Source organism: Microbacterium aoyamense, from assembly GCF_023155855.1.
Taxonomy (GTDB): Bacteria; Actinomycetota; Actinomycetes; order Actinomycetales; family Microbacteriaceae; genus Microbacterium; species Microbacterium aoyamense.
Genome location: NZ_JAKNUT010000004.1, coordinates 359270 through 382125, shown reverse-complemented (window position 1 = coordinate 382125; position 22856 = coordinate 359270). Strand labels below are relative to the sequence as shown.

General features: G+C 68.5%; 25 protein-coding genes and 4 tRNA genes. 9 read left to right on the top strand and 20 right to left on the bottom strand.

All coding sequences use genetic code 11. The features are described from left to right. Positions 1-68: 68 nt before the first annotated feature. The gene (locus tag MA876_RS13140) at positions 69-620 is read left to right on the top strand and encodes a type IV toxin-antitoxin system AbiEi family antitoxin (protein WP_248149970.1); all 552 of its coding nucleotides are present in this window, start codon (positions 69-71) and stop codon (positions 618-620) included. Here MA876_RS13140 and MA876_RS13135 read toward each other — a convergent pair. The 8 genes from MA876_RS13135 to MA876_RS13100 all read right to left on the bottom strand — a co-directional run bounded on the left by MA876_RS13135 (position 612) and on the right by MA876_RS13100 (position 9324). Then, on the bottom strand, positions 612-2861 hold the full coding sequence (locus tag MA876_RS13135; protein ID WP_248149967.1) for a RelA/SpoT family protein: 2250 nt from the start codon (positions 2859-2861) through the stop codon (positions 612-614). The two genes, MA876_RS13140 and MA876_RS13135, sit on opposite strands and share 9 nt — an antisense overlap. Before the next feature lie 46 nt (positions 2862-2907). Next, positions 2908-3897, bottom strand: coding sequence for a protein translocase subunit SecF (gene secF, locus MA876_RS13130; RefSeq protein WP_248149964.1), 990 nt, complete (start codon positions 3895-3897; stop codon positions 2908-2910). Continuing rightward, positions 3897-5636, bottom strand: a complete 1740-nt coding sequence (gene secD, locus MA876_RS13125) for a protein translocase subunit SecD (protein ID WP_248149961.1) — start codon at positions 5634-5636, stop codon at positions 3897-3899. Before secD ends, secF begins: the two co-directional genes overlap by 1 nt. Positions 5637-5676: 40 nt before the next feature. Beyond that, entirely contained in the window at positions 5677-6129 is a 453-nt protein-coding gene (locus MA876_RS13120) for a preprotein translocase subunit YajC (RefSeq protein WP_248149949.1), read from the bottom strand. Positions 6130-6210: 81 nt separating this feature from the next. Next, the gene (ruvB, locus tag MA876_RS13115; protein WP_248149947.1) at positions 6211-7239 is read right to left on the bottom strand and encodes a Holliday junction branch migration DNA helicase RuvB; all 1029 of its coding nucleotides are present in this window, start codon (positions 7237-7239) and stop codon (positions 6211-6213) included. Then, the gene (gene ruvA, locus MA876_RS13110; protein ID WP_248149945.1) at positions 7232-7849 is read right to left on the bottom strand and encodes a Holliday junction branch migration protein RuvA; all 618 of its coding nucleotides are present in this window, start codon (positions 7847-7849) and stop codon (positions 7232-7234) included. Before ruvA ends, ruvB begins: the two co-directional genes overlap by 8 nt. A gap of 46 nt (positions 7850-7895) precedes the next feature. Beyond that, positions 7896-8465: a crossover junction endodeoxyribonuclease RuvC gene (gene ruvC / locus MA876_RS13105; RefSeq protein WP_248149942.1), complete on the bottom strand. Its 570-nt coding sequence runs from the start codon at positions 8463-8465 to the stop codon at positions 7896-7898. A gap of 100 nt (positions 8466-8565) precedes the next feature. Then, entirely contained in the window at positions 8566-9324 is a 759-nt protein-coding gene (locus MA876_RS13100) for a YebC/PmpR family DNA-binding transcriptional regulator (RefSeq protein ID WP_248149940.1), read from the bottom strand. 62 nt (positions 9325-9386) lie between these two features. Here MA876_RS13100 and MA876_RS13095 point away from each other — a divergent pair, with 62 nt between their 5' ends. Beyond that, positions 9387-10760 carry a pyridoxal phosphate-dependent decarboxylase family protein gene (locus MA876_RS13095; protein WP_248149938.1) on the top strand — a complete coding sequence of 458 codons (1374 nt, stop codon included), beginning with the start codon at positions 9387-9389 and terminating at the stop codon, positions 10758-10760. Here the strand turns inward: MA876_RS13095 and MA876_RS13090 are convergent. Genes MA876_RS13090 through pdxS form a run of 3 tightly spaced genes read right to left on the bottom strand, consistent with a single transcriptional unit; the run spans position 10744 to position 12745 of the window. After that, entirely contained in the window at positions 10744-11262 is a 519-nt protein-coding gene (locus tag MA876_RS13090) for a DUF1697 domain-containing protein (protein ID WP_248149936.1), read from the bottom strand. The genes MA876_RS13095 and MA876_RS13090 overlap by 17 nt on opposite strands. Further along, positions 11259-11861 carry a pyridoxal 5'-phosphate synthase glutaminase subunit PdxT gene (gene pdxT, locus MA876_RS13085; RefSeq protein WP_248150169.1) on the bottom strand — a complete coding sequence of 201 codons (603 nt, stop codon included), beginning with the start codon at positions 11859-11861 and terminating at the stop codon, positions 11259-11261. The genes MA876_RS13090 and pdxT overlap by 4 nt, the downstream gene beginning before the upstream one ends. Then, on the bottom strand, positions 11855-12745 hold the full coding sequence (gene pdxS, locus MA876_RS13080; RefSeq protein ID WP_308221658.1) for a pyridoxal 5'-phosphate synthase lyase subunit PdxS: 891 nt from the start codon (positions 12743-12745) through the stop codon (positions 11855-11857). The genes pdxT and pdxS overlap by 7 nt, the downstream gene beginning before the upstream one ends. Before the next feature lie 96 nt (positions 12746-12841). Between pdxS and MA876_RS13075 the strand changes: the two genes are divergently transcribed. From MA876_RS13075 to MA876_RS13065, 3 genes are read left to right on the top strand one after another with little or no spacing between them, the layout of a single operon-like run. Further along, complete coding sequence (locus MA876_RS13075; protein WP_248149934.1) at positions 12842-14173, top strand: aminotransferase class I/II-fold pyridoxal phosphate-dependent enzyme; 1332 nt, start codon at positions 12842-12844, stop codon at positions 14171-14173. A gap of 7 nt (positions 14174-14180) precedes the next feature. After that, positions 14181-15032: a pyridoxal kinase PdxY gene (pdxY, locus tag MA876_RS13070; protein WP_248149932.1), complete on the top strand. Its 852-nt coding sequence runs from the start codon at positions 14181-14183 to the stop codon at positions 15030-15032. After that, complete coding sequence (locus MA876_RS13065; protein WP_248149929.1) at positions 15032-15337, top strand: hypothetical protein; 306 nt, start codon at positions 15032-15034, stop codon at positions 15335-15337. Before pdxY ends, MA876_RS13065 begins: the two co-directional genes overlap by 1 nt. 177 nt (positions 15338-15514) lie before the next feature. Here MA876_RS13065 and MA876_RS13060 read toward each other — a convergent pair whose 3' ends face one another. The 4 genes from MA876_RS13060 to MA876_RS13045 form a co-directional block, all read right to left on the bottom strand. Continuing rightward, entirely contained in the window at positions 15515-16066 is a 552-nt protein-coding gene (locus MA876_RS13060) for an HIT family protein (RefSeq protein ID WP_248149915.1), read from the bottom strand. Further along, entirely contained in the window at positions 16063-18051 is a 1989-nt protein-coding gene (gene thrS, locus MA876_RS13055; protein ID WP_248149912.1) for a threonine--tRNA ligase, read from the bottom strand. Before thrS ends, MA876_RS13060 begins: the two co-directional genes overlap by 4 nt. Positions 18052-18272: 221 nt before the next feature. Further along, positions 18273-18929: a DNA alkylation repair protein gene (locus MA876_RS13050; protein ID WP_248149909.1), complete on the bottom strand. Its 657-nt coding sequence runs from the start codon at positions 18927-18929 to the stop codon at positions 18273-18275. A gap of 83 nt (positions 18930-19012) precedes the next feature. Then, on the bottom strand, positions 19013-19504 hold the full coding sequence (locus tag MA876_RS13045; protein ID WP_248149907.1) for a hypothetical protein: 492 nt from the start codon (positions 19502-19504) through the stop codon (positions 19013-19015). A 222-nt stretch (positions 19505-19726) separates the two neighbouring features. On the opposite strand from MA876_RS13045, the gene MA876_RS13040 reads away from it, so the two are divergent. From MA876_RS13040 to MA876_RS13030, 3 genes are read left to right on the top strand one after another with little or no spacing between them, the layout of a single operon-like run. Beyond that, positions 19727-19924, top strand: a complete 198-nt coding sequence (locus tag MA876_RS13040) for a hypothetical protein (protein WP_248149905.1) — start codon at positions 19727-19729, stop codon at positions 19922-19924. Between the two features lie 40 nt (positions 19925-19964). Further along, positions 19965-20300, top strand: a complete 336-nt coding sequence (locus MA876_RS13035) for a hypothetical protein (protein ID WP_248149893.1) — start codon at positions 19965-19967, stop codon at positions 20298-20300. Between the two features lie 5 nt (positions 20301-20305). Continuing rightward, positions 20306-21247 (top strand): hypothetical protein, encoded by a 942-nt coding sequence (locus MA876_RS13030; protein WP_248149891.1) that lies wholly within the window; start codon positions 20306-20308, stop codon positions 21245-21247. 62 nt (positions 21248-21309) lie between these two features. Here the strand turns inward: MA876_RS13030 and MA876_RS13025 are convergent. From MA876_RS13025 to MA876_RS13015, 3 genes are all read right to left on the bottom strand, one after another. Further along, positions 21310-21381: transfer RNA gene (locus MA876_RS13025), tRNA-Val, on the bottom strand. A 26-nt stretch (positions 21382-21407) separates the two neighbouring features. Continuing rightward, positions 21408-21478 (bottom strand) — tRNA-Cys (locus MA876_RS13020). 55 nt (positions 21479-21533) lie between these two features. Then, positions 21534-21606, bottom strand: a tRNA-Gly gene (locus tag MA876_RS13015). A gap of 146 nt (positions 21607-21752) precedes the next feature. Between MA876_RS13015 and MA876_RS13010 the strand changes: the two genes are divergently transcribed. Next, positions 21753-21828: transfer RNA gene (locus tag MA876_RS13010), tRNA-Val, on the top strand. Positions 21829-21863: 35 nt separating this feature from the next. On the opposite strand, the gene MA876_RS13005 is transcribed toward MA876_RS13010, so the two are convergent. Together MA876_RS13005 and MA876_RS13000 are read right to left on the bottom strand one after the other, a co-directional pair. After that, positions 21864-22238: a hypothetical protein gene (locus MA876_RS13005; protein ID WP_248149889.1), complete on the bottom strand. Its 375-nt coding sequence runs from the start codon at positions 22236-22238 to the stop codon at positions 21864-21866. Positions 22239-22304: 66 nt separating this feature from the next. After that, positions 22305-22799 carry a type II toxin-antitoxin system PemK/MazF family toxin gene (locus tag MA876_RS13000; RefSeq protein WP_372491528.1) on the bottom strand — a complete coding sequence of 165 codons (495 nt, stop codon included), beginning with the start codon at positions 22797-22799 and terminating at the stop codon, positions 22305-22307. Positions 22800-22856: the final 57 nt, after the last annotated feature.

The window sequence follows — 22856 nt, the reverse complement described above, 5'->3', positions numbered from 1 at the left end:
CGGCCGGGTTGTCCACAATCCGGCCGATCGGCGTCTGCGACGGCCGTGCGGCACCGCAGACTTCTTGTGTGGCGTCTCCGTTCCTGTACTTCGCCGATGACCGGCTCTCCCCCGCCGAGCTGTCGGCCGCGTGCCTCGATGGCCACCTCGTGGGTCTGGGCGACGCCTATCTTCCCGCCGACGCGGTCGAGACGGCGTCGCTGCGCGCGGAATCCCTGCGGGGACTCCTCGGCGACACGCTGGCAGCGACGCACCTGAGCGCGGCGTGGATCCACGGGGCGTTGGGCGAGCCCCCCGCTCGACACACCGTGCAACGCGCTGTGACCCGACGCGTGCATCCGCCGCTCGCGCCCCGCCTCGTCTACCGCGATCTCGCGATCGACGAGGCGGACCTCGTGCGGCTCGGTGGCGTCCGGGTCACGTCCCCCGTGCGCACGCTCGCCGATCTCGCCCGGGTGGCCGATCCCGCGCACGAGCACGCGGCGGCTCTGCTCGCGGCCGAGAACGACGGACTCGCTCTGCGCGCCGTCACGTGGCTCGACGACCACCCCTCGCTTCCGCACAAGCGGCGCGCGCGGCAGCGACTGATCGAACTCGCCGGCCGAGCCCGGTCAGGATGACGTGACGCGATACACGTCGTAGACGGCGTCGATGCGCCGGACCGCGTTGAGCACGCGCTCGAGATGCACGATGTCGCCCATCTCGAACACGAACCGGCTGAGCGCGAGCCGGTCGTTCGTGGTCGACACCGTCGCCGACAGGATGTTCACGTGATGCTCGCTGAGGACCCGGGTCACGTCGCTGAGCAGACCCGAGCGGTCGAGCGCCTCGATCTGGATCTGCACGAGGAAGACGCTCTTGGTCGTGGGGGCCCACTCGACCTCGATGAGTCTCTCGGTGTCGTCCATGAGGGATTTCACGTTCGTGCAGTCGGTCCGGTGCACCGAGACCCCGCTCCCTCGCGTGACGAACCCCATGATCTCGTCGCCGGGCACGGGCGTGCAGCACTTCGCGAGCTTGACGAGGATGTCGGGAGCTCCGCGCACGAGAACGCCCGAGTCGCCGCCGCGGGGTGCGCGCGAGCGCCCGATCTGGGGCAGATCGATGGGTCCCGTCGACGTCTCGGTCGTGCTCACGAGCGCCGTGACCTTCTCGATCACCGATTGCGTCGAGACGTGACCCTCGCCGACGGCGGCGTACAGCGCGGAGACGTCCTCGTAGCGCAGCTGCTGCGCGACCTCGGTGAACGAGTCCTGGCTCATGAGGCGCTGCAGCGGCAGGTTCTGGCGGCGCATCGCGCGGGCGATGGCCTCCTTGCCCTGCTCGATCGCCTCTTCGCGGCGCTCCTTCGTGAACCAGCCGCGGATCTTGTTGCGCGCACGGGTGCTCTTGACGAACGACATCCAGTCCTGGCTGGGACCGGCATCCGGATTCTTCGACGTGAACACCTCGACGACGTCGCCGCTCTGCAACTCGGACTCGAGCGGCACGAGGCGCCCGTTGACCTTCGCGCCCATCGTGCGGTGACCGATCTCGGTGTGCACGGCGTAGGCGAAGTCGACGGGTGTCGCGCCGGTCGGAAGGCCGACGACGCGCCCCTTGGGCGTGAAGACGTAGACCTCCTTCGCGCCGATCTCGAATCGCAGCGAGTCGAGGAACTCACCGGGATCAGCGGTCTCGGCCTGCCAGTCCGAGATGTGGGCGAGCCACGCCATGTCGGTGTCGACCGACTTGGCGTCGGTCTTGCCGCCGTTCATCCGCTCTTTGTACTTCCAGTGCGCCGCGACGCCGTACTCCGCCTGCTGGTGCATCTCGTTGGTACGGATCTGGATCTCGACCGTGCGCCCGCCGGGGCCGATGACGGTCGTGTGCAGCGACTGGTACAGGTTGAACTTCGGGGTGGCGATGTAGTCCTTGAAACGCCCGGGCAGCGGGGTCCACCGGGCATGGATCGCGCCGAGCACGGCGTAGCAGTCACGGACGCTGCCGACCATGATGCGGATGCCGATGAGGTCGTAGATGTCGTCGAACTCGCGACCCCGCACGACCATCTTCTGGTACACGGAGTAGAGCTGTTTGGGCCGGCCCATGACCTTGCCGCGGATCCTGAGATCGCGCAGGTCGCCGTCGACCGCGTCGATCACGCTCTGCACATACTGTTCGCGCTGCGGTGTCCGCTGCTTCACGAGGCTGTCGATCTCGGCATAGAGCTTCGGGTGCAGCACGGCGAAAGAGAGGTCCTCGAGCTCCGATTTGATGGCCTGGATGCCGAGCCGATGCGCGAGCGGAGCGTAGATCTCGAGGGTCTCGGTCGCCTTCTTCTTCGCCTTCTCAGGAGGGACGAAGCCCCACGTGCGCGCGTTGTGGAGGCGATCCGCGAGCTTGATGAGGAGGACGCGGATGTCGCGCGACATCGCGACGATCATCTTGCGGACCGTCTCCGCCTGCGCGCTCTCGCCGTACTTGACCTTGTCGAGCTTGGTCACGCCGTCGACGAGCATCGCGACCTCGTCGCCGAACTCGCCCGTGAGCGTGTCGAGACCGTAGCCGGTGTCCTCCACCGTGTCGTGGAGCAGCGCGGCGGCGATCGCCTTGGGTCCGAGGCCGAGGTCGGCGAGGATCTGCGCGACCGCGAGCGGGTGCGTGATGTAGGGCTCGCCGCTCTGCCGCGTCTGTCCCTGGTGCGCCGCCTCCGCGACGCCGTACGCGCGCTCGACGATCGCGAGATCGCCCTTGGGGTGATGCGTGCGCACGGTCCGCAGCAGCTGCTCGACCCCGTCGCGGCGGACGGAGCGCGAGAAGATCCGCGGCACGAGTCGCCGCAGCGAGGAGGACTGGGCAGGGGGGACGGTCTCTGTCATCCGATCGCCTCCCCTCCCGGAGATCCTACGCCCGCAGCGGAGGGCCTCAGGCCGGGATGCCGGCCCGTTCGCGCGCAGCGAGCACGCGCGCGTCGCGTGCCTTGATGCCCGGCTCGTTCTCGCGCAGGAGCGAGTAGAGCGGCGCGGCGACGAAGATCGTCGAGTACGCGGCCACGATCGTGCCGACGAAGATCGACAGCGAGATGTCGGTCAGCGTCTGGGCACCCAGCCACAGTGCACCGATGAACAGGATCGCTCCGGTCGGCAGGATCGCGACGACCGTCGTGTTGATCGAGCGCACGAGCGTCTGGTTGACGGCCAGGTTGACCGATTCGCCGAACGTGCGGCCCGATACTTCGCCGTCTTCGTGCGTGTTCTCTCGGATCTTGTCGAACACGACCGTCGTGTCGTACAGGGCGTACGAGAGGATCGTCAGGAAGCCGATGACGGCCGCCGGTGAGATCTCGAAGCCGAAGAGGGCGTAGATGCCGATCGAGACGACGAGGACGTCGACGAGGCCGATGATGGCGGCGACCGACATCTTCCACGTGCGGAAGTACAGCGCCAGGATGATGAAGGTCAGCGCGAGGAAGATCGCGAGGCCCCACAGCGACTGGCGCGTGACGTCTGCTCCCCAGCTGGGGCCGATGAACGAGTAGGTGACTTCCGAGACGTCCACGTCGTACGCGTCGGCGAGAGCCGTCGTGACCTCGCGGGTCTCGGCATCCGTCAGCTGGTCGGTCTGCACGCGGATCGTGTCGGTGCCGACCGTGGCGACCTTGGTGGTGGCGTCGGGGACGACGGACTGCACGGCCTCGGTGGCCGTGGACTGGTCGGGGTCGGCGACACCCGACACGACGAACTGCGACCCGCCGGTGAACTCGATCGAGAACTGGATGGGGCGGAAGAGCGGCACGAGGGCAGCCCCGATCACGAGGATCGCCGCGATGAGGAACCACAGACGGCGACGGCCGACGAAGGGGAAGGACGTCTTGCCCGTGTAGAGATCGTTGCCGAGCTGGCTCATGGAGCGCATCAGTCGTTCGCCTTCTTGCCGTTGTCCGACGCATTCGCGGCGTTGAGCTCCGCCTGCTTGCGTTCCGCGATCGTCTGCCGACGCTCCGCCTCACTCCGCGACTTCGTGGCGCGGCGGCCGGCGCTGGTCGTGGCCTTGTCGGTCACGGGAGCACGGAACTGCGCGCGACCGCGATAGACGGCACCGAGCGATTCGGGGTCGAGTCCGGACAGCGGATGCCCCGAACCGAAGAACCGCGTGCGAGCCAGCAGCTGCATGACCGGGTGGGTGAACAGGATGAAGATGACGACGTCGATCACGGTCGTGAGACCGAGGGTGAAGGCGAAGCCCTTCACCGTCGCGTCGGCCAGGATGTACAGCACGACGGCGGCGAGGATGTTGATCGACTTGGAGATGTAGATCGTGCGCTTGGCGCGGCCCCAGCCGTCTTCGACGGACGCCGTGATCGACTTGCCGTCGCGCAGTTCGTCTCGTATTCGTTCGAAGTAGATGATGAACGAGTCGGCGGTGAAGCCGATCGACACGATGACACCGGCGACGCCCGCGAGCGACAGGCGGAAGCCCATGCGCCAGGCCAGGATGCACAGCGTGATGTACGTGAGCACACCCATCACGATGAGCGAAGCGATGATGACGAAGCCGAGCGCGCGGTAGACGATGAGCGAGTACAGCGCGACGAGCACGAGGCCGATGAGACCGGCGATGAGCCCGATCTGCAGCTGCTGCGAACCGAGCGTCGCCGAGATGGTGTTGGAGCTCACGACCTCGAAGCTCAGCGGCAGGGCACCGTACTTGAGCTGGTCGGCGAGGGTCTTCGCGGTCTCCTGCGTGAAGCTGCCCGTGATGCTGGGCTTGCCGTCGAGGATGACGCCGTTCATGCTCGGCGCCGACAGGACGTAGCCGTCGAGCACGAACGCGAACTGGTTCAGTGGCGGCGTCGCACCGTACAGGCGCTGGCTGATGTCGCCGAAGACCTCGGTGCCCTCGCTGTCGAAGACGAGGTTGACGGCCCAGCGGTTGGTCTGCTGCTCGAGGCCGAACGTCGCATCCGAGATCGACGAGCCGTCGATCTCGACCTGGCCGAGGATGTACTTGACCGTCCCGTCGGGATCGCACGTGATGAGCGGTTCGTCCGCCGGTGCGTTCGCCGGGTCGTTGTCGGGGCTCGCGCAGTCGTAGGCGAGGTACTCCGCCTGCAGAGCGGGAGTGATCCACGACGGGTCGCTGCCGTTCGTCGGCGCTGCCGTCGGCGTGGACTCGAGCGTCGGGTCGGGCGTGGGGTACGGCGTCTCGTTCCCGTCGTCGCCGACGAACGACGTCGCGGGCGAACCCGTGAAGAGGACGGCGCGCAGCTGGAGCTGCGCGGCGGACTCGATGCGGTTGCGGGTCGCCTCGTCGGCCTCGCCGGGGATCTGCACGACGATGTTGCTGCCGCCCTCGGTCGTGACATCGGCTTCGCCGACGCCCGAGGCATCTACGCGCTGGCGGATGATCGTGACGGCCTGGTTCATCTGCTCCTGCGTGGGCGCGACGCCGTCGGTCGTCTTCGCCTCGAGGATGATCTGCGTGCCGCCCTGCAGGTCGAGCGCGAGCTCAGGTGCCCAGGAGCTCTGGCCGTTGCCGTTCGCGTCTTTGAAGACGAAGACGCCGAGCGCGTTGATCCCGAAGAGCACCGCAGTGATCACGAGGAGTCCGAGCAGCGCACGCCAGGCATGCCGGACAGGGGTGGATGTCGCCACAGTGGGTCAGCTTCTCTTCAGGCGGTCGTACAGGACCGGATCAGGCTTCGGGCTTCTTGTTCTCCGGCTCGGTCGCCTCATCGGCCGCCGCGCGAGCGTGGTCGTCGCTGATCGACGTGATGTCGCCGTTCGCGACGCCCGCGACGTACTCGTCGTGCGATTCCTCGGCCTCGATGAAGTCGTCTTCGGTCACGAAGCCCGTCGTGGGCTCGACGACGCGCAGGATCGCCTGGCTGTGCACCTTGATCTCGACGCCGGGCGCGATCTCGACGACGGCGGGCTGGTCGAGGTTGTCGGCGTCGTACGCGACGACGGTGCCGTAGAGACCACCCTGCAGCAGCACCTCGGCTCCCGGGACGGTCTGGCGCGCCTTGGCCTCCTGCTCGGCCTTCTGCTTCTGCATGCGACGGCGCGAGCTCCAGAACATGAACACGAGCAGCAGTACGAGCAGGATGATGAGCCCGTAGTTGGAGAAGAAGGCTGTGAAGTCCATGGAGGTGGGATCACCTTTCGGGTGAGGCACGCGCGACGGCGGCGCTGCCTGAGAGAGGGGGTGGGCGAAAGCCTTCAGCGATTATAGGTCATCGAATCCGAGCACCGAATCGACGGGCTGGACGCCGACGTGCGCGTAGGCGGGCGGTGTGGCGATCCGCCCGCGTGGTGTGCGGCCCATGAAACCGATGCGCACGAGATACGGCTCGACGACGGATTCGATCGTCTCGGGCTCTTCGCCGACCGCGACCGCGAGCGTGCTGAGTCCCACCGGACCGCCGCGGAATCGTTTGACGAGAGCCTCGAGCACTGCGCGATCGAGGCGGTCGAGGCCGATCGAGTCGACGTCGTAGAGGTCGAGGGCCGCGTGCACGTCGTCGGTGGTGGCCGCAGAACCGGCGCCGTGGACGATCGCGTAGTCGCGGACGCGACGCAGCAGCCGGTTCGCGATGCGCGGTGTGCCGCGCGAACGGCGAGCGATCTCTTCGCGGGCCGTCGCCGGCACGGTGACGCCGAGCATGACGGCCGAGCGCTCGATGACGCGTTCGAGCTCATGCGGCTCGTAGAACTCGAGGTGGCCCGTGAAGCCGAAGCGGTCGCGGAGCGGATTGGGCAGCAGGCCCGAGCGGGTCGTCGCCCCGACGAGGGTGAAGGGTGCGAGATCGAGCGGGATGCTGGTCGCTCCCGCTCCCTTGCCGACCATGATGTCGATGCGGAAGTCCTCCATGGCGAGGTACAGCATCTCTTCCGCGGAGCGCGCCATGCGGTGGATCTCGTCGATGAAGAGCACTTCGCCCGGTGTGAGGCTCGACAGCAGGGCGGCCAGGTCGCCGGCGTGCTGGATCGCCGGACCGCTCGACAGCCGCAGCGGGCGCCCGCTCTCGTGGGCGACGATCATCGCGAGCGTCGTCTTGCCGAGTCCTGGAGGCCCCGACAGCAGGATGTGATCGGCCGGACGCTGCTGCAGGCGCGCGGCATCCAGCAGCAGCTGCAGCTGCCCACGGACCTTCTGCTGGCCGACGAACTCGGCGAGGGATGCGGGGCGCAGGGCGCCCTCGATCGCGAGCTCGGTCTCGTCGACGGGCTCGGCGGGATCGCGGAAGTCATCCACCGACGGACTCCTTGCGCGCGGGACCCAGCGTCGAGAGCGTGAGACGCAGAAGCGCCGCCACGGACGCGAGGTCGGCGGCGGTCGCGTCGTCGACGACGGATGCCACGGCTTCGGTCGCCGTGCGCTCCGACCATCCGAGCCCGACGAGCGCCTGCACGACCTGCGGTGCGATGCCGGCCGAGCCGGATGCGCGGGCGGGGCCGGTGGCGGAGGCGACGATCTTGCCCGCGAGCTGGACGACGATGAGCTTCGCGGTCTTGGGCCCGATGCCCGAGACGCGGCGGAACGGAGCGTCGTCGTCGGATGCGACGGCATCGGCGATCTGCGGCACGGTCAGCGTCGCGAGGATGCCCAGCGCCGACTTCGGCCCGACACCTGTCACGCCGAGCAGCTGCGTGAACACCGTCAGCTCTTCGCGGCTCTCGAACCCGAAGAGCGACAGCGCGTCCTCGCGCACGATGAGGGTCGTGTGCAGGTGCAGGGTGTCGCCGACATGCGCCGCGTGCGACACCTGTGGTGCGATGGCGACCGTCAGGCCGACACCACCGACCTCGATGACGATCGAGTCCGCATCGACGTGCGCGACCGTGCCGCGGAGCGAGGAGATCATGCTCCGAGCCTACGGCGCGGTTCGGACGTTTGTTCGACCGACACGCTCAGCGGCGCGCGAGGCGCTCGGCGTCGGCCCACGCGCGCTGCGCGGGAGTGAGGGTTCCGGATGCCGGAGCCGCCGCCGCTCCACCGCGCCACGCGTGGCAGAGCGCGATCGCGAGGGCGTCGGCCGCGTCGGCCGGTTTCGGCAGCTCGTCCAGCCGCAGGATGCGGGCGACCATCGCCTGCACCTGCAGCTTGTCGGCGGATCCGTACCCCGTGACGGCGGCCTTGACCTCGGTCGGGGTGTGGGTCGCGGCGGGGAGCCCGCGCTCCCCCGCGACGAGCAGCGCGATGCCGCTCGCCTGCGCCGTGCCCATGACGGTCTGGCGATTGTGCTGCGCGAACACGCGCTCCACCGCGACGACGGTAGGCCGATGCTCGTCGATCAGGGCGCGGAGCCCCGACGCGATCGCCGCGAGGCGCTCCTCGATCCGCGCGCCGGCGTCCGACCGCACGACCCCGACGTAGACGAGCGTCGCGGAGCGGTCGGGCGCGACATCCACGATCCCGACACCGCAGCGGGTCAGCCCGGGATCGATGCCGAGCACGCGCAGAGGGGGGCGACGGGTCACTCCCCCACGCTATGCGGGCGACGCGCCTCAGCCGGGGAGGCGCGACGCGTTTCGTCCCGCCGCGCTCGCTCTGGACGAGGGGCGGGGAGGACGGAACGGCTCAGTCGTCGGCTTCGAGCTCGGCCTGCACCTCGGGGGTCAGGTCGAAGTTCGAGTAGACGTTCTGGACGTCGTCGCTGTCCTCGAGTGCATCGATGATGCGGAAGATCTTCCGCGCGGTCTCGGCATCCACTTCGACCTTGAGATTCGGCACGAACTCGACGTCGGCGGACTCGTAGTCGATCCCGGCATCCTGCAGCGCCGTGCGCACGGTCACGAGGTCGTGCGCTTCGGTGATGACCTCGAAGCCCTGCGCGTGGGGCTCGACGTCGTCGGCCCCGGCCTCGAGCACGGCCATCATGATGTCGTCCTCTGTCGTGGACTCGCCGCCGACGACGATGACGCCCTTGCGGCTGAAGTTGTACGCGACGCTGCCCGGATCCGCCAAGGTCGCGCCGTTGCGGCTGAGCGCTGTGCGCACCTCAGCGGCGGCACGGTTCTTGTTGTCGGTGAGGCACTCGATCATGAGGGCGACGCCGCCCGGACCGTAGCCCTCGTACATGATGTTGAGGTACTCGATCGACTCGCCTGAGATCCCCGCGCCGCGCTTGATCGCGCGGTCGATGTTGTCGTTGGGGACCGAGGTCTTCTTCGCCTTCTGCACGGCGTCGTACAGAGTCGGGTTGCCTGCGAGGTCGGCGCCGCCGAGCTTCGCGGCGACTTCGATGTTCTTGATGAGCTTGGCGAACGACTTGGCACGACGCGCGTCGATGACGGCCTTCTTGTGCTTCGTGGTCGCCCACTTGGAGTGGCCGGACATGCTTTCCATTCTAAACGCGCGGATCCTTGTATCACCGCGCGCAGGCGAGAACACTCCTCTACATGGACGAACGTCAGCGCGCCCTCGACGCCGCGCACCGCGGTGCGACGGCCTTCCTCGAGTCCCTCGAAGATCGACCGGTCTGGCCGCGCGCCGATCTCGCCGAGATGCTCGACGTGTTCGGCGGGGAGCTGCCCGATGAGGGGATGGATGCCGCTGCCGTCGTGGCCGACCTCGCCGAACGCGCCGAGCCCGGCCTGGTGGCGATCCCCGGGGGGCGGTTCTTCGGCTTCGTCATCGGCGGCACACTGCCCGCCGCGCTCGCGACCGACTGGCTCGTGTCGGCGTGGGACCAGAACTCCGGGTCGAGCACGCTCACCCCGACCACGGTCGCGCTCGAGCGCATCGCGGGCGCCTGGGTGTGCGACCTGCTGGGGCTGCCGGCGGCGGCATCCGTCGGATTCGTCACGGGTGCGCAGGTGTCGAACTTCACGTGCCTCGCCGTGGCACAGCACGCCGTCATGCGCCGTGCCGGCTGGGACCTCACGACGCAGGGACTGCGCGGAGCTCCGCCGCTCCGGTTCGTCGTCGGGGAGCACCGGCACGGATCCATCGACCGCGCCGCGCGCTTCATCGGCATCGGAACGGACGAGCTCGTCATCGTGCCGACCGATGGCGAAGGACGGATGATCCCGGATGCCCTAGCCGCGACGCTCGACGGCACACCGTCAGGGCCCACGATCGTGTGTCTGCAGGCCGGCGAGGTGCACACGGGGGCGTTCGATCCGTTCACCGAGCTCACGCCGATCGCACGGGCGCACGGCGCGTGGATCCACGTCGACGGCGCCTTCGGACTCTGGGCCGGAGCCTCGCAGCGCCTGCGGCACCTGCTCGACGGCGCTGCGGACGCCGATTCGTGGACGACCGACGCCCACAAGACGCTCAACGTGCCCTACGACTGCGGCATGGCGATCGTGCGGGACCCGGCGGACTCGATCGCGATGTTCCGCACGGGCGGCGACTACCTCATGTACACCGGGCTCGATCCGTGGGACGTCACTCCCGAGCTCTCGCGCCGCGGCCGTGGCGTGCCGGCGTGGGCGGCGCTGCGCAGCCTCGGCCGCGGCGGTGTCGCGGCTCTCGTCGAGCGCATGCACGACAACGCCCTCCGGCTCGAGGCGGGCTTGCGCACGATTCCGGGAATCGAGGTCATCAACGAGGTCCCGTACACGCAGGTGATGTTCCGCCTCGGCGACGACGACGCGACACGCGCGCTCGGGGCATCCATCCTGCGCGACGGCACCGCCGCGCTCACGGGTGCCGAATGGGACGGCAGAGCCGCACTGCGCTGCTCGATGTCGTCGTGGGCGACGACCGAGGCCGACGTCGACGCGACCCTCGGAGCGATCGCGCGGCTCGTCAGCCCAGGATCTTGATCAGCGTCCGAAGATTGCGGTTGGTCGTGCGCGGCTTGTAGGTCGCCTTCGCGAGCAGCTTCGCGAACGGGGTGTCGGTCGACGAGCCTTTCGGCGGGTTCCAGTAGACGACGCCGGGTCCGGGAGCGACGGGGTCGAGATCAGCATCGACGGATGCCGCGGCCAGTTCGTCGCGGGTCTCGGCGTCGACGCAGAAGATCACCCACGGCTGGCGCGTGGCATCCGTCTCGTCGAACGGGAATCCGTCGATCGCCGCCTTCAGCTCCTTCGCCGTGACGAGCAGGATCCACGCGTCGTACGAGAACTCGTCGCGCAACGCCCTTTCGATCGACGCCTTCAGCGCGGCACGGGATCCGGCTGCCTCGAACGCGACGTTGCCGCTCGCGAGCACGGTGCGCACGTCGTCGAAGCCGAGATCGCGGAACACGCGGGCGAGATCGGCGCTCTTGATCGTGATGCCGCCCACGTTGACGCCGCGGAGGAGGGCCACCCAGGCAGTCATCGTCGGACGCTCTCGACGACCCGCAGGAACAGCTCGTGGAACCGGTGCTCGCCGGTGACCTCGGGATGGAACGCCGTGCCGATCAGGTTGCCCTGCCGAACCGCGACGATGCGTCCGTCGTCGAGGGACGCGAGCGTCTCGACATCGGGTCCGGATGCTTCGACAAGCGGTGCGCGGATGAACACCGCGTGCACGGGCGGTGCGCCGAGCGCCGGGACGTCGAGGTCGGTCTCGAACGAGTCGACCTGGCTGCCGAACGCGTTGCGGCGGACGGTCACGTCCAGCCCGCCGAACGTCTGCTGCCCCGCGATGCCGTCCGTGATGCGGTCGGCGAGCAGGATGAGCCCCGCACATGTGCCGTAGACGGGAAGGCCCCCCGCGATCGCATCGCGGATGGGCTGCTGCATCCCGAACGCGCGCGACAGCTTGTCGATGACGCTCGACTCGCCGCCCGGCAGCACCAGACCGTCGACCTCGGCGAGCTCGGACGGACGCCGCACGAGCACGGCCTCCGCTCCGAGCCCGCTCAGCACGCGCGCATGCTCGCGCACGTCGCCCTGCAGGGCGAGGACGCCGACTCGAGTGGGTGTGGTCACCAGCCGCGCTCTGCGAGGCGGTGCGGCGCCGGCAGGTCGGAGACGTTGATGCCGACCATGGCTTCACCGAGGCCCCGCGAGACGTCGGCGATGACCTTGGCGTCGTCGTAGAACGTCGTCGCCTTGACGATCGCCGCGGCGCGCTGAGCGGGGTTTCCCGACTTGAAGATGCCCGAGCCGACGAAGACGCCGTCGGCGCCCATCTGCATCATCATCGCGGCGTCAGCGGGCGTCGCGACACCGCCCGCGACGAACAGGACGACGGGGAGCGCGCCGGTCTCGGCGACCTCGGCGACGAGGTCGTACGGCGCCTGGAGCTCCTTGGCGGCGACGTACAGCTCGTCCTTCGACATCGAGCGGAGCACGTTGATCTCGCTCTTGATCTTGCGGATGTGCTTCGTGGCCTCGGACACGTCGCCCGTACCGGCTTCGCCCTTCGAGCGGATCATCGCGGCGCCCTCGTTGATGCGGCGGAGCGCCTCGCCGAGGTTGGTGGCACCGCATACGAAGGGAACGGTGAAGTTCCACTTGTCGATGTGGTTGACGTAGTCGGCGGGCGAGAGCACTTCGGACTCGTCGATGTAGTCGACGCCGAGCTCCTGCAGCACCTGCGCCTCGACGAAGTGGCCGATGCGGGCCTTGGCCATGACGGGGATCGAGACGGCCTCGATGATGCCGTCGATCATGTCGGGGTCGCTCATGCGCGAGACCCCGCCCTGGGCGCGGATGTCGGCGGGAACCCGCTCGAGTGCCATGACGGCGACGGCGCCGGCATCCTCCGCGATCTTCGCCTGCTCGACCGTGACGACGTCCATGATGACGCCGCCCTTCAGCATCTCGGCGAGTCCGCGCTTGACGCGGCTGGTTCCGGTGTCGGGAGTGGTCACGACGGTTCCTTTCGACGGATGCCGCGGCAGGCATCCAGTTTGGCCTAGGCCAAAAGATAGCATGTGCTGAGTCATAGGCTGAGCGAGGGAGGCGCCATGCACATCACCGGGACCTCGGCCGCCGAGATCGCCGACAGCATCCGCGGATCGATCGAGCGCGGCGATGCGCGTCCGGGCGATGCCCTGCCCTCGGTGCGGGCGCTGGCCGACGACCTCGGCGTCAACCGCAACACGGCCGTCGCCGCGTACCGCCAGCTCACGCAGGCCGGGATCGTCGAGACGCGGGGACGCGGCGGCACGCGCGTCGCGGGACGCTCCCCCGTCGCCCAGGAGGGCTTCGCGCAGGGTTCCGTGCTGCGCGACGTCGGCACGGGCAACCCCGACCCGACTCGCATCCCCGATCCCTCGGCTGCGCTCGCCCGGATGGGAGGGCGGCCCGTGCTCTACGGCGAACCCGTCATCGACCGCGGTCTCGAGGCGTGGGCCCAGGAGTGGATGTCGGACGTGCCTGCGGCAGAGCGGCGCATCACGATCACGAGCGGCGCGGCCGATGCCGTCGAGCGACTGCTCGCGCAGGCGCTCACGCGCGATGACGCGGTCGCCCTCGAGGACCCCTGCTTCCTCACGAGCATCCACACGGTGCGGCTCGGCGGATACCGAGCCGTGCCGGTGCCGGTCGATGCCGAGGGAATGACGGTCGACGGGCTTCGGACAGCTCTCGATCAGGGTGTTCGGGCGGTCGTCGCCACCCCGCGCGCGCAGAATCCCACGGGTGCGAGCCTCACCGAGCGTCGAGCCCGCGAGCTGCGGGCGGTGCTCGCCGAGCATCCCTACGTCCTCGTCATCGAAGACGACCACTTCTCGCTGCTGTCTCAGCGGCCGTACCATTCGCTCATCGGTCCGGCGCAGCGCCGGTGGGCGGTCATCCGGTCGGTGTCGAAGTTCCTCGGGCCCGACATGGGCGTCGCCGTGACGGCATCCGATCCCGAGACCGCCGACCGCCTCGCGATGCGCCTCACCCCCGGCACGACGTGGGTCAGCCACCTCCTCCAACGCCTCGTGTACGCCCTGGTCTCGGACGAGAAGGTGATGGATGCCGTCGCCTCGGCCGGTGTGCACTACGCCGATCGCAATGCGGCCTTCGCCGCGCGCCTCGTGGGGCGCGGGCTCATTGTGGAGCCGGCGGACGGACTCTCGCTCTGGGTGCCGCTGCCCGCGCCGGCGCGAGCGGTGTCCGAGCAGCTCATGCGCCGCGGCTGGCTCGCGCGGAGCGGCGACGACTTCGTGATCGCCGATCTCGAGGCATCCCGACGCCTGCGACTCACGGTGCACGATCTCGACGACGACGACGCGGATCAGCTCGCCGACGACCTCGTGGCCTCGGTCGCCGCCGCGCGAGGACAAGCCGCGATGCGCGAAGTGGGATGATCGAGCGGTGAAGATCCTCTCGATCCAGTCCGCCGTCGCGTACGGTCACGTCGGCAACTCCGCGGCCGTCTTCCCCCTGCAGCGCATCGGCGTCGAGGTCCTCCCCGTCTACACGGTGAACTTCTCCAACCACACCGGCTACGGCGCGTGGCGTGGCCCGCTCATCGCCCCGGCCGACGTCGCCGACGTGATCACGGGGATCGAGGAGCGCGGCGCGTTCCCGCACATCGATGCCGTGCTGTCGGGCTACCAGGGCGGCGAGGGCATCGGCGACGTCATCATCGACGCCGTCGCACGCGTGAAAGCCGCGAACCCGAACGCGGTGTACGCGTGCGATCCGGTGATGGGCAATGCGAAGTCGGGATGCTTCGTCGCCCCGGCGATCCCCGTGCTGCTGCGCGAGAAGGTCGTTCCGGTGGCCGACATCATCACACCGAACCAGTTCGAGCTGGGCTTCCTCACCGGCACCGAGCCCGACACGATCCCCTCGACGCTCGAGGCCGTCGATCTCGCGCGTGCGATGGGTCCGTCCACGGTGCTCGTGACGAGCGTCGAGCGTCCCGATCGCGAAGAAGGCACCATCGAGATGCTCGTCGCCGACGATTCGGGCGCGTGGATCGTGCAGACACCCTTGCTGCCCATGAAGGCCAACGGCTCGGGCGATGTCACCGCCGCGCTCTTCACGGCGCACTATCTCGAGACGAAGGATGCCGCGCTCGCTCTCGAACGCACAGCGTCGAGCGTCTTCGATCTGCTGTCGAACACGCACGCCTCCGGCGCGCGCGAACTGCAGCTCGTCGAATCGCAGGAGGCATACGCGCACCCGCGGATGCAGTTCACCGCCCGTCGGGTGCGCTGATGGAGGAGCCCTGGATTCAGGATGCGGCAGAGGCGCTCGATCGCATCACGCGCGATCCGATGGCGGATGCCGTGCCGGGCAGGGTGACGATCCTGTCGGTCGCGGCCCCCGACGGCCGCGGGCGGTACCGAGAGTGTTCCATCGAACTGCGGGCCGAGGCATCCGGCGTCGACGCTCGCACGATCGGCATGGCGGTCGTCTTCGACACCCGAGCGCTGCCTCCCGCAGGCACAGTGCTGCCGGCGCGGATCTCGCGGAGCCATCCCGATGCCGTCGAGGTGGACTGGGACGCGCTCGCGCGCTGACACAGGCGATTCTTCTCGCTCGTTGCGCTCGCGATCGCCTCGACGAGCGATGCTCGCCCGGGCGTGCAGATCGGCGGGAGTTCCTGCCGACGCGCCGACGGAGCACGGCCGTGGCCGGCGTGTCGGGGAAAGCTCCCGCCGATCTGCACGCCGAGCATGTGGCCGTGCGCGAAGCGGTCAGTCGTTCCAGGCGTCGGCGACGGCCTGGCGCACCTCGCCCAGCAGCTGCGGCAGCGCCTTCGTGCGGGCGATGATCGGGAAGAAGTTGGCGTCCGCGCTCCACCGGGGCACAACATGCTGGTGCAGGTGCTCGTCGACGCCCGCGCCCGCGACCGCGCCCTGGTTCATGCCGATGTTGAATCCGTCGCACCGCGAGACGCGGCGGAGCACCCGCATCCCCTGCTGCGTCAGCGCACCGATCTCGGCGACCTCTTCCGCCGTCGCCTGGTCGTAGGACGCGACGTGGCGGTACGGGCAGACGAGCAGGTGTCCGGAGTTGTACGGGAACAGGTTCAGCAGCACGTAGGCCGTCTCACCGCGCGCGACGATGAGTCCGTCCTCGTCGGACTTGCCGGGTGCAGCGCAGAACGGGCACGCGTCCCGGAGCACCTGCGGCCCGGCGTTGATGTACGCCATGCGGTGCGGCGTCCACAGGCGCTGGAAGCCGTCGGGGACGCCGGCGAACTCGCTCGCGGCGGTCAGCTCGGCATCCCCCACGGCGTCGCTCATGCCAGGTCTTCCGCGGTGTTGACGAGGGCGTGCGAAGCGATGGCCTGCTGGATGCGACGCACCGCATCCGCGATCGGCACACCGTTCTGCTGCGACCCGTCGCGGAACCGGAACGACACGGTTCCGGCATCCCGATCCTGTGCCCCGGCGATGAGCTGGATCGGCACCTTCAGGGTCGTGTGGTTGCGAATCTTCTTCTGCATACGCTCGTCGCTGCGGTCGATCTCGGCGCGCACGCCCTCGGACGCGAGCTGCGCGACGACCTCTTCGAGGTAGTCGGCGAACTCCTCGGCGACGGGGATGCCCACGACCTGCACGGGTGCGAGCCACACGGGGAACGCGCCCGCGTAGTGCTCGAGCAGGATCGCGAAGAACCGCTCGATCGAGCCGAACAGCGCGCGGTGGATCATGATCGGGCGCTTCTTCTGCCCGTCACGGTCGGTGAACTCGAGCTCGAACCGCTCGGGCAGATTGACGTCGACCTGGACGGTCGACAGCTGCCAGGTGCGACCGATCGCGTCCTTGGTCTTGAGGTCGATCTTCGGGCCGTAGAACGCGGCCTCGCCGGGCACTTCGGTGACCTTGAGGCCGGACGCCTGCGCGACGTTCCGGAGGGCGTTGGTCGAGTAGTCCCAGAACTCGTCCGAGCCGATCCACTTCTCCTTCTCGTCGTCGCGCATCGACAGCTCGAGCTCGAAGTCGGTCAGACCGAAGTCGCGCAGCATCGAGATGACGAACTCGAGCACCCGGGTGGTCTCGGACTCGAGCTGCTCCGGAGTCACGAACAGGTGCGAGTCGTCCTGAGTGAAGCCCCGCACGCGAGTGAGTCCGTGCAGCGCGCCCGAGAGCTCGTTGCGATACACGGTGCCGTTCTCGGCGAGGCGCATCGGCAGGTCGCGGTAGCTGCGCGCGCGCTCCTTGTAGATCAGGATGTGCATCGGGCAGTTCATGGGCTTGAGGTAATAGTCCTGGCCCTGCTTGGTGACGTTGCCCTCGTCATCGCGCTCCTCGTCCATGACGATCGGCGGGAACATCCCCTCCTTGTAGGTCACGAGGTGGTTCGACTGGATGAAGAGGTCGGCCTTGGTGATGTGCGGGGTGTAGACGTAGGTGTAGCCGCCGCCGATGTGGCGCTTGCGGGCGTGCTGTTCCATCTCGCCGCGCACGATGCCCCCCTTGGGGTGCCACACCGACAGGCCCGAGCCGATCTCGTCCGGGAACGAGAAGAGATCGAGCTCCTTGCCGAGCTTGCGGTGGTCGCGCTTCGCGGCCTCGGCGAGACGCTCCTGGTAGGCGCGCAGTTCGTCCTTGGTCGGCCACGCAGTGCCGTAGATGCGCTGCAGCTGCGGATTCTTCTCACTCCCCCGCCAGTACGCACCGGCGATGCGGGTGAGATCCCAGCCGTTGCCGACGTAGCGGGTGCCGGGCACGTGCGGGCCGCGGCAGAGGTCCTTCCACACGGTCTCGCCGTCGCGGTTCACGTTGTCGTAGATCGTGAGCTCGCCGGCCCCGACCTCGACCGAAGCGCCTTCGGTCTTGTCGGCCCCACCCTTGAGACCGATGAGCTCGAGCTTGAACGGCTCGTCGGCGAGCTCGGCCCGTGCCTCGTCATCGCTCACGACGCGACGGACGAACCGCTGGTTCTCGCGGACGATCCGCTCCATCTCCTTCTTGATCGCCTTCAGGTCTTCGGGCGTGAAGGGCTCGGCGATGCCGAAGTCGTAGTAGAACCCGTTCTCGATCGGCGGGCCGATGCCGAGATTCGCCTGCGGCTTGATGCGCTGCACGGCCTGCGCGAGCACGTGGGCGGTGGAATGGCGGAGGATGCTGAGCCCTTCGGGGCTCTCGACGGAGACCGGCTCGACGGCATCGGTCTCGTTCACGACGGTGGCGAGGTCTTTCAGTTCGCCGTTGACGCGGAGGGCGACGACGGAGCGATCCGGGAAGAGGGCGAATCCGTCGGCGGGATAGGTCTGGTCAGACAAGAGGAACTCCAGTGGAAGGCTTGGATCAAGGCTACCCGGCGGCAGACGGCCGTCTCGTGCAGCGTGGACGCTCAGCTTCGGGCGCACGCAGCGCCCCGCCCGCTCAGGCGTGACGCGTTCGCGTGGATGCCGGCGCGACGAAGACGGTCGCAAGAGTCCGGCGCAGTTCCATGACGTCAGTGTACGCCGCTGATCCGGATGGGATGCCGGAAGCCGCACGTTCAGAGGTGCTTGAGCGCCTCGCGTCGGCTCAGTGGGCTGAGCTCATGCGTGTCCACGTAGGTCCGCACCCAGTCCGGTGATACCCGGGCGTACTCGCGCAGTGCCCAGCCGATCGCCTTCCGGATGAAGAACTCCCGGTGGGAGCGGTTCGGTTCGATCACGTCGGCGAGCAGGCCGGAGTCGACGCGATCACGGCGACCGAGCTGCGAGATGATCGCGATGCGCCGGATCCACAGATCGTCGTCGATGCTCCACTCCCGCACGAGCGCCGCCGTCTCGGGGCCGTGCGCATCGTGCAGCTCGGCGAGCCGATGTGCGAGCTCGTCGGTGTAGTCCCACCATTGCCCCGTGCGGACCATGTGGTCGACGATCGGCACGATGACGGCATCCGCCTTCACACTCCGCAGGCCGAGGAGCGCCATCGCCGCGTAACGCTCTTCGCGATGGGATGCCTCGTCCCACAGCACGATCGCTGTCTCCAGCAGTTCGGCGGGCGTCGCATCCCGTCCAGCCGCACGCGCGACGCGGCGTGCCTCGGGCACCCGCACGCCGAGGAACGGCATCGCCGACTTCATGTACGCCTGCTGACCCGGCGCGAGCGCGGAATCTGCGGCATCGCGAAGGCCGGCCCGGATCTGCAGGACGAGGTCGCTCACGTCGTGCACGCTAGCGCAACCGCGCACGGACGACGGAGGGTGGGGCGCGTGACGCGCCCCACCCTCCGTCTCGATCATCAGCCTCAGCTGCAGGCGTCGATGAGAGCCTGACCGGCCGCCGCGATGTCCTCCGACACCGCCGTCACCTCGGCCACCTTGTCAGTGAGTGCGGTCATGTCGCCGTCCGGCACACCCTCGAAGATCGCGCCGAAGTCGCCGAACGCGGTCGCGAGGTCGGACACCGCACTCTTGACCTCGGGATTGCCGATCTCGTTCGCGGTGTCTTCGAGCGTGCCCTTGTAGGCACCCATCGTCTCGGCGATGGCAGCGAAGTTGCCGGCCGTCAGATCCTCTTGCATGTCCGCCTGCAGCGTCTGGGCCTCGGCCCCGGCCGCGCTCGCGGTGGCGCAGGCCTCGGCGACCGTCTGATCCGTCGATCCCTCGTTCGCCCCGCCCGGGTCGGCCTCCTGGCTCGACGTGCCCGAGGACGACGCAGGCGCCGATCCGCCGCCACAGCCCGTGAGCGCGACGACGCCCAGGCCGACCGCCAGCACGATAGCTGAGAGAGTCTTCATCTTGCGCAATGTGGTCCCCCCACCTCCGACGCACGCGACGGAGTCTCAATCGAAACGGCCCGGGGTGGGCCGCCCCGAGAGCCTAGCGGGTCGAAGAGACAGGCTCGTCGAGTCGGCCGCGAGGAGGCACGTTCTGCCCTTCGGACTCGGTTACGGACACGCGACGCGTCCCGATAGTGATGGAGGCGGTCTCTCCCCGGTCCCGCCGCGCAGGCAGGCGAAATGACGAGCACCCCCACGGACGCGTCGGCTCGCGTCCCTGTGGACAGCGACGACCTTGCGCGGATGCTCGACGAGCAGTTCCCGCACGAGGACGGCAACGTGCTGCGCGGTGCATTCTTCTGCGTGCTCTTCACGCTCCCCATCTGGGGCGTCATCGGGCTCGTCGTCTGGGGGATCTCGAGCCTCGTAGCGGGATGACCGCGGTTACGACAGCGCGGTCTGCCGCGAACAGTAGGTCATGGTCACGCTCCCCCACCCATCAGTCGTCTCCCGACTCCGCGTCGCTCCCCTGCGGGCACGTGGGCTACCGCGACTGTCGAAGACGATCCTTCTGTTCTGCGTCGCCTCCGCAGCACTCGCGGGCACCGTCGCGATCAATGTCGCCCAGACAGAGGCTCAGCCCCACCGGATGACGCACTTGGGTGAACTGGATGGGCAACTCGCCGGCCTGCGCCAGCACATGACCGACACGAGGTCGGCGACGGAACGCACGAACGCACGTGCGGCCGATCTCCGCGCGCTCATCGCAGAACAGGACGCACTCTTCGCCGACACGACGGGTTTCATCGAATGATCGCGGTGTCGAAGGCGGCCGTGGTCGTCGCAGTCATCGGTGTGACGCTGTGCTCGCTTTCGGCCACCAGCGCCCTCGTTCAGTCGTTCTCCACCGACATTCAGATCGATGAGCGGCAGGCTCAGGTCACCCCAGCTCAGCTGGATCTCTCCGCCGCCGAGAGCGTGCGCCTCGATGCGGAGACGGTCGAGGCGGTCCTCGAGAGCTCCTACGCGGCCCGTCAGGCAGTGCTCGAGGCGCGGCCGGCGTTCGTCGCCGCCGTCGCCGCGGCGACGACCGCGTTCGCCTCGGCGAAGGACAAGGTGGACGTGTCGGGGCACCGAGCCGCGGTCGTCACGGCACAGGATGTCGTCCGCGCGACGACGACCGATGCGAAACTCGTGCAAGAGCAGTCGGACGCTGTGACCGCCATCGCGTCGACGGTGACGGCCGAAGTGAAGGCCTTCGACGAACGGGTGGCTGCGGAGGCCGCTGCGCGTGCCGCAGCCGCTGTGGCGCGAGAGTCGCGTAGCTACGACGGCGCAGTGTGGACAGGTGAGGGCGCCGGAGCCGGCGACTGGTTCGCCGACATGCGGCAACGACTCACGAACGTCGGCGGGGGTCACATCGAGCTTCGGCAGTTCGACGGCTCGTGCGGTGGTGTGCAGTCTGTCGCCTGCGCGTACTCGACGGGGGGCATCCGCGTCGCACCGGCGATCGCATCGTGGTCCTCGGCGCGCAAGAACTGGGCGATGGTCCACGAACTCGCCCACACCGTGCACTTCAGCCGATGGAGTGCCGTCGCGGCCTCGGCGGGCTACGCGCAGCTCTTCGGCTCCGACCCCGAACTGCTCGCCAATTGCATGGCGTCGGCCCGCGGATACACCAACCACGGGCATGCCGGTCAGTGCACGGGCGACCGCATCGCGTGGGCTGCACAGCTGTGGAACGGCGTCGTGGCCTGGTAGCGATCGCGCTCGTCGTCGTGTCAAAATGACAAAACCCCTGAATCATCAGGGGTTTTTGTCTGTGCGCGATACTGGGATCGAACCAGTGACCTCTTCCGTGTCAGGGAAGCGCGCTACCGCTGCGCCAATCGCGCCCGTATGGGCTGTTCAGTTTTCGGCGAGGTGGCGACGGGATTCGAACCCGTGTAAACGGCTTTGCAGGCCGGTGCCTAGCCGCTCGGCCACGCCACCGTGTGGATTGACCCCACGTGCTGAGAGCCTCCCGAAGGAGACTCCTTTGCACTCGAGCGGATGACGAGACTCGAACTCGCGACCCCAACCTTGGCAAGGTTGTGCGCTACCAACTGCGCTACATCCGCGTTTCCGGATCACTCCGGCAACTCGTACGACTTTAGCCGATGATTCGGATCGCGCCAAACCAGCGCGGGCCCGAGCGTGTCGCGCTCGTGGATTAGTCCGGGCCACCGGCATCCGGTAGCATCATGAGTCGATCCTCACGGATCTTGGGCGATTGGCGCAGTTGGTAGCGCGCTTCCTTCACACGGAAGAGGTCGTCGGTTCGAGTCCGGCATCGCCCACCACAGAAGCCCCGCGGAACGCCGCGGGCTTCACTCGTTCAGTACCCGCCGCGGAAGAACTCATTCGCGCCGCGCGTGAACAGCAGGATCAGTCCGATCAGCGCGAGGAACCCGCCGATGAGCGCCGTCGCATTGAGACCGTGCACGAACATGACGTAGACCGCTGACGCGATGTTGGCCACGAAGATGATCGCCGTGAGGATCCGGGCGCCGTTCGAGCCGCGGAAGAGCCCCAGCGACACGATGATCGTGATGGCGCCGATGACGAGCGAGGCCCACGGGGCGATGGGATCCGAACCAGGTCGGGCGCCGACGCCGGCGAGGAGGAGAATGCCCGTGATGATCTGCAGCAGTCCGCTCAGCCACGCGAGCGCGGCGACGAGGGTCACTCCTGCGGGACGACGTGTGGCCATGACTGCTCCTTCGCTGACGGCGGTGCTGATCAGCAGGATGGCAGACCCAGCCGACCTGCGCGAGGGTCAGTTGCCGACGGGCCACCCGTAGCGCTTGTGCAGGGCGTCGGCCACACGGACGAAGCGTTCCAGATCGAGGACGGATGCCTCACGGCGCATTCCGTCGACGTGCACGCTGTAGAGCTGCTCGATGTCGACCCACGACGGCCTGCCCTGGGCATCCCACTCCCCCGAGCCGATCGACAGGAAGTCGCGGTCGCCGTCGTGCGACTTCGACGTGAGCCGCACGACGTAGACGCGCTCCGCCGACGCCCGCCCGATCACGAGCACGGGGCGGTCCTTTCCGCGGCCGTCGTGCTCGGCATACGGAACCCAGGTCCACACGACCTCGCCGGCATCCGGATCCCCGTCCATCGACGGCGCATACGAGATCTTGAGACCGTGGGGTCCCGGTGGGTCGATCTCGATCGTCTCGGCCGTGCCGGCCTGACCGGGTCGTTCTTGGCGCACGACGGGCGTCGTCGGTCGGAACAGGCTCTTCAGGGCTCCCAGAACGCTCACGAAGCCACCCTGCCACAGACGCGCCGGAGGGGCGCCGCGATCGCTCGCGACGCCCCT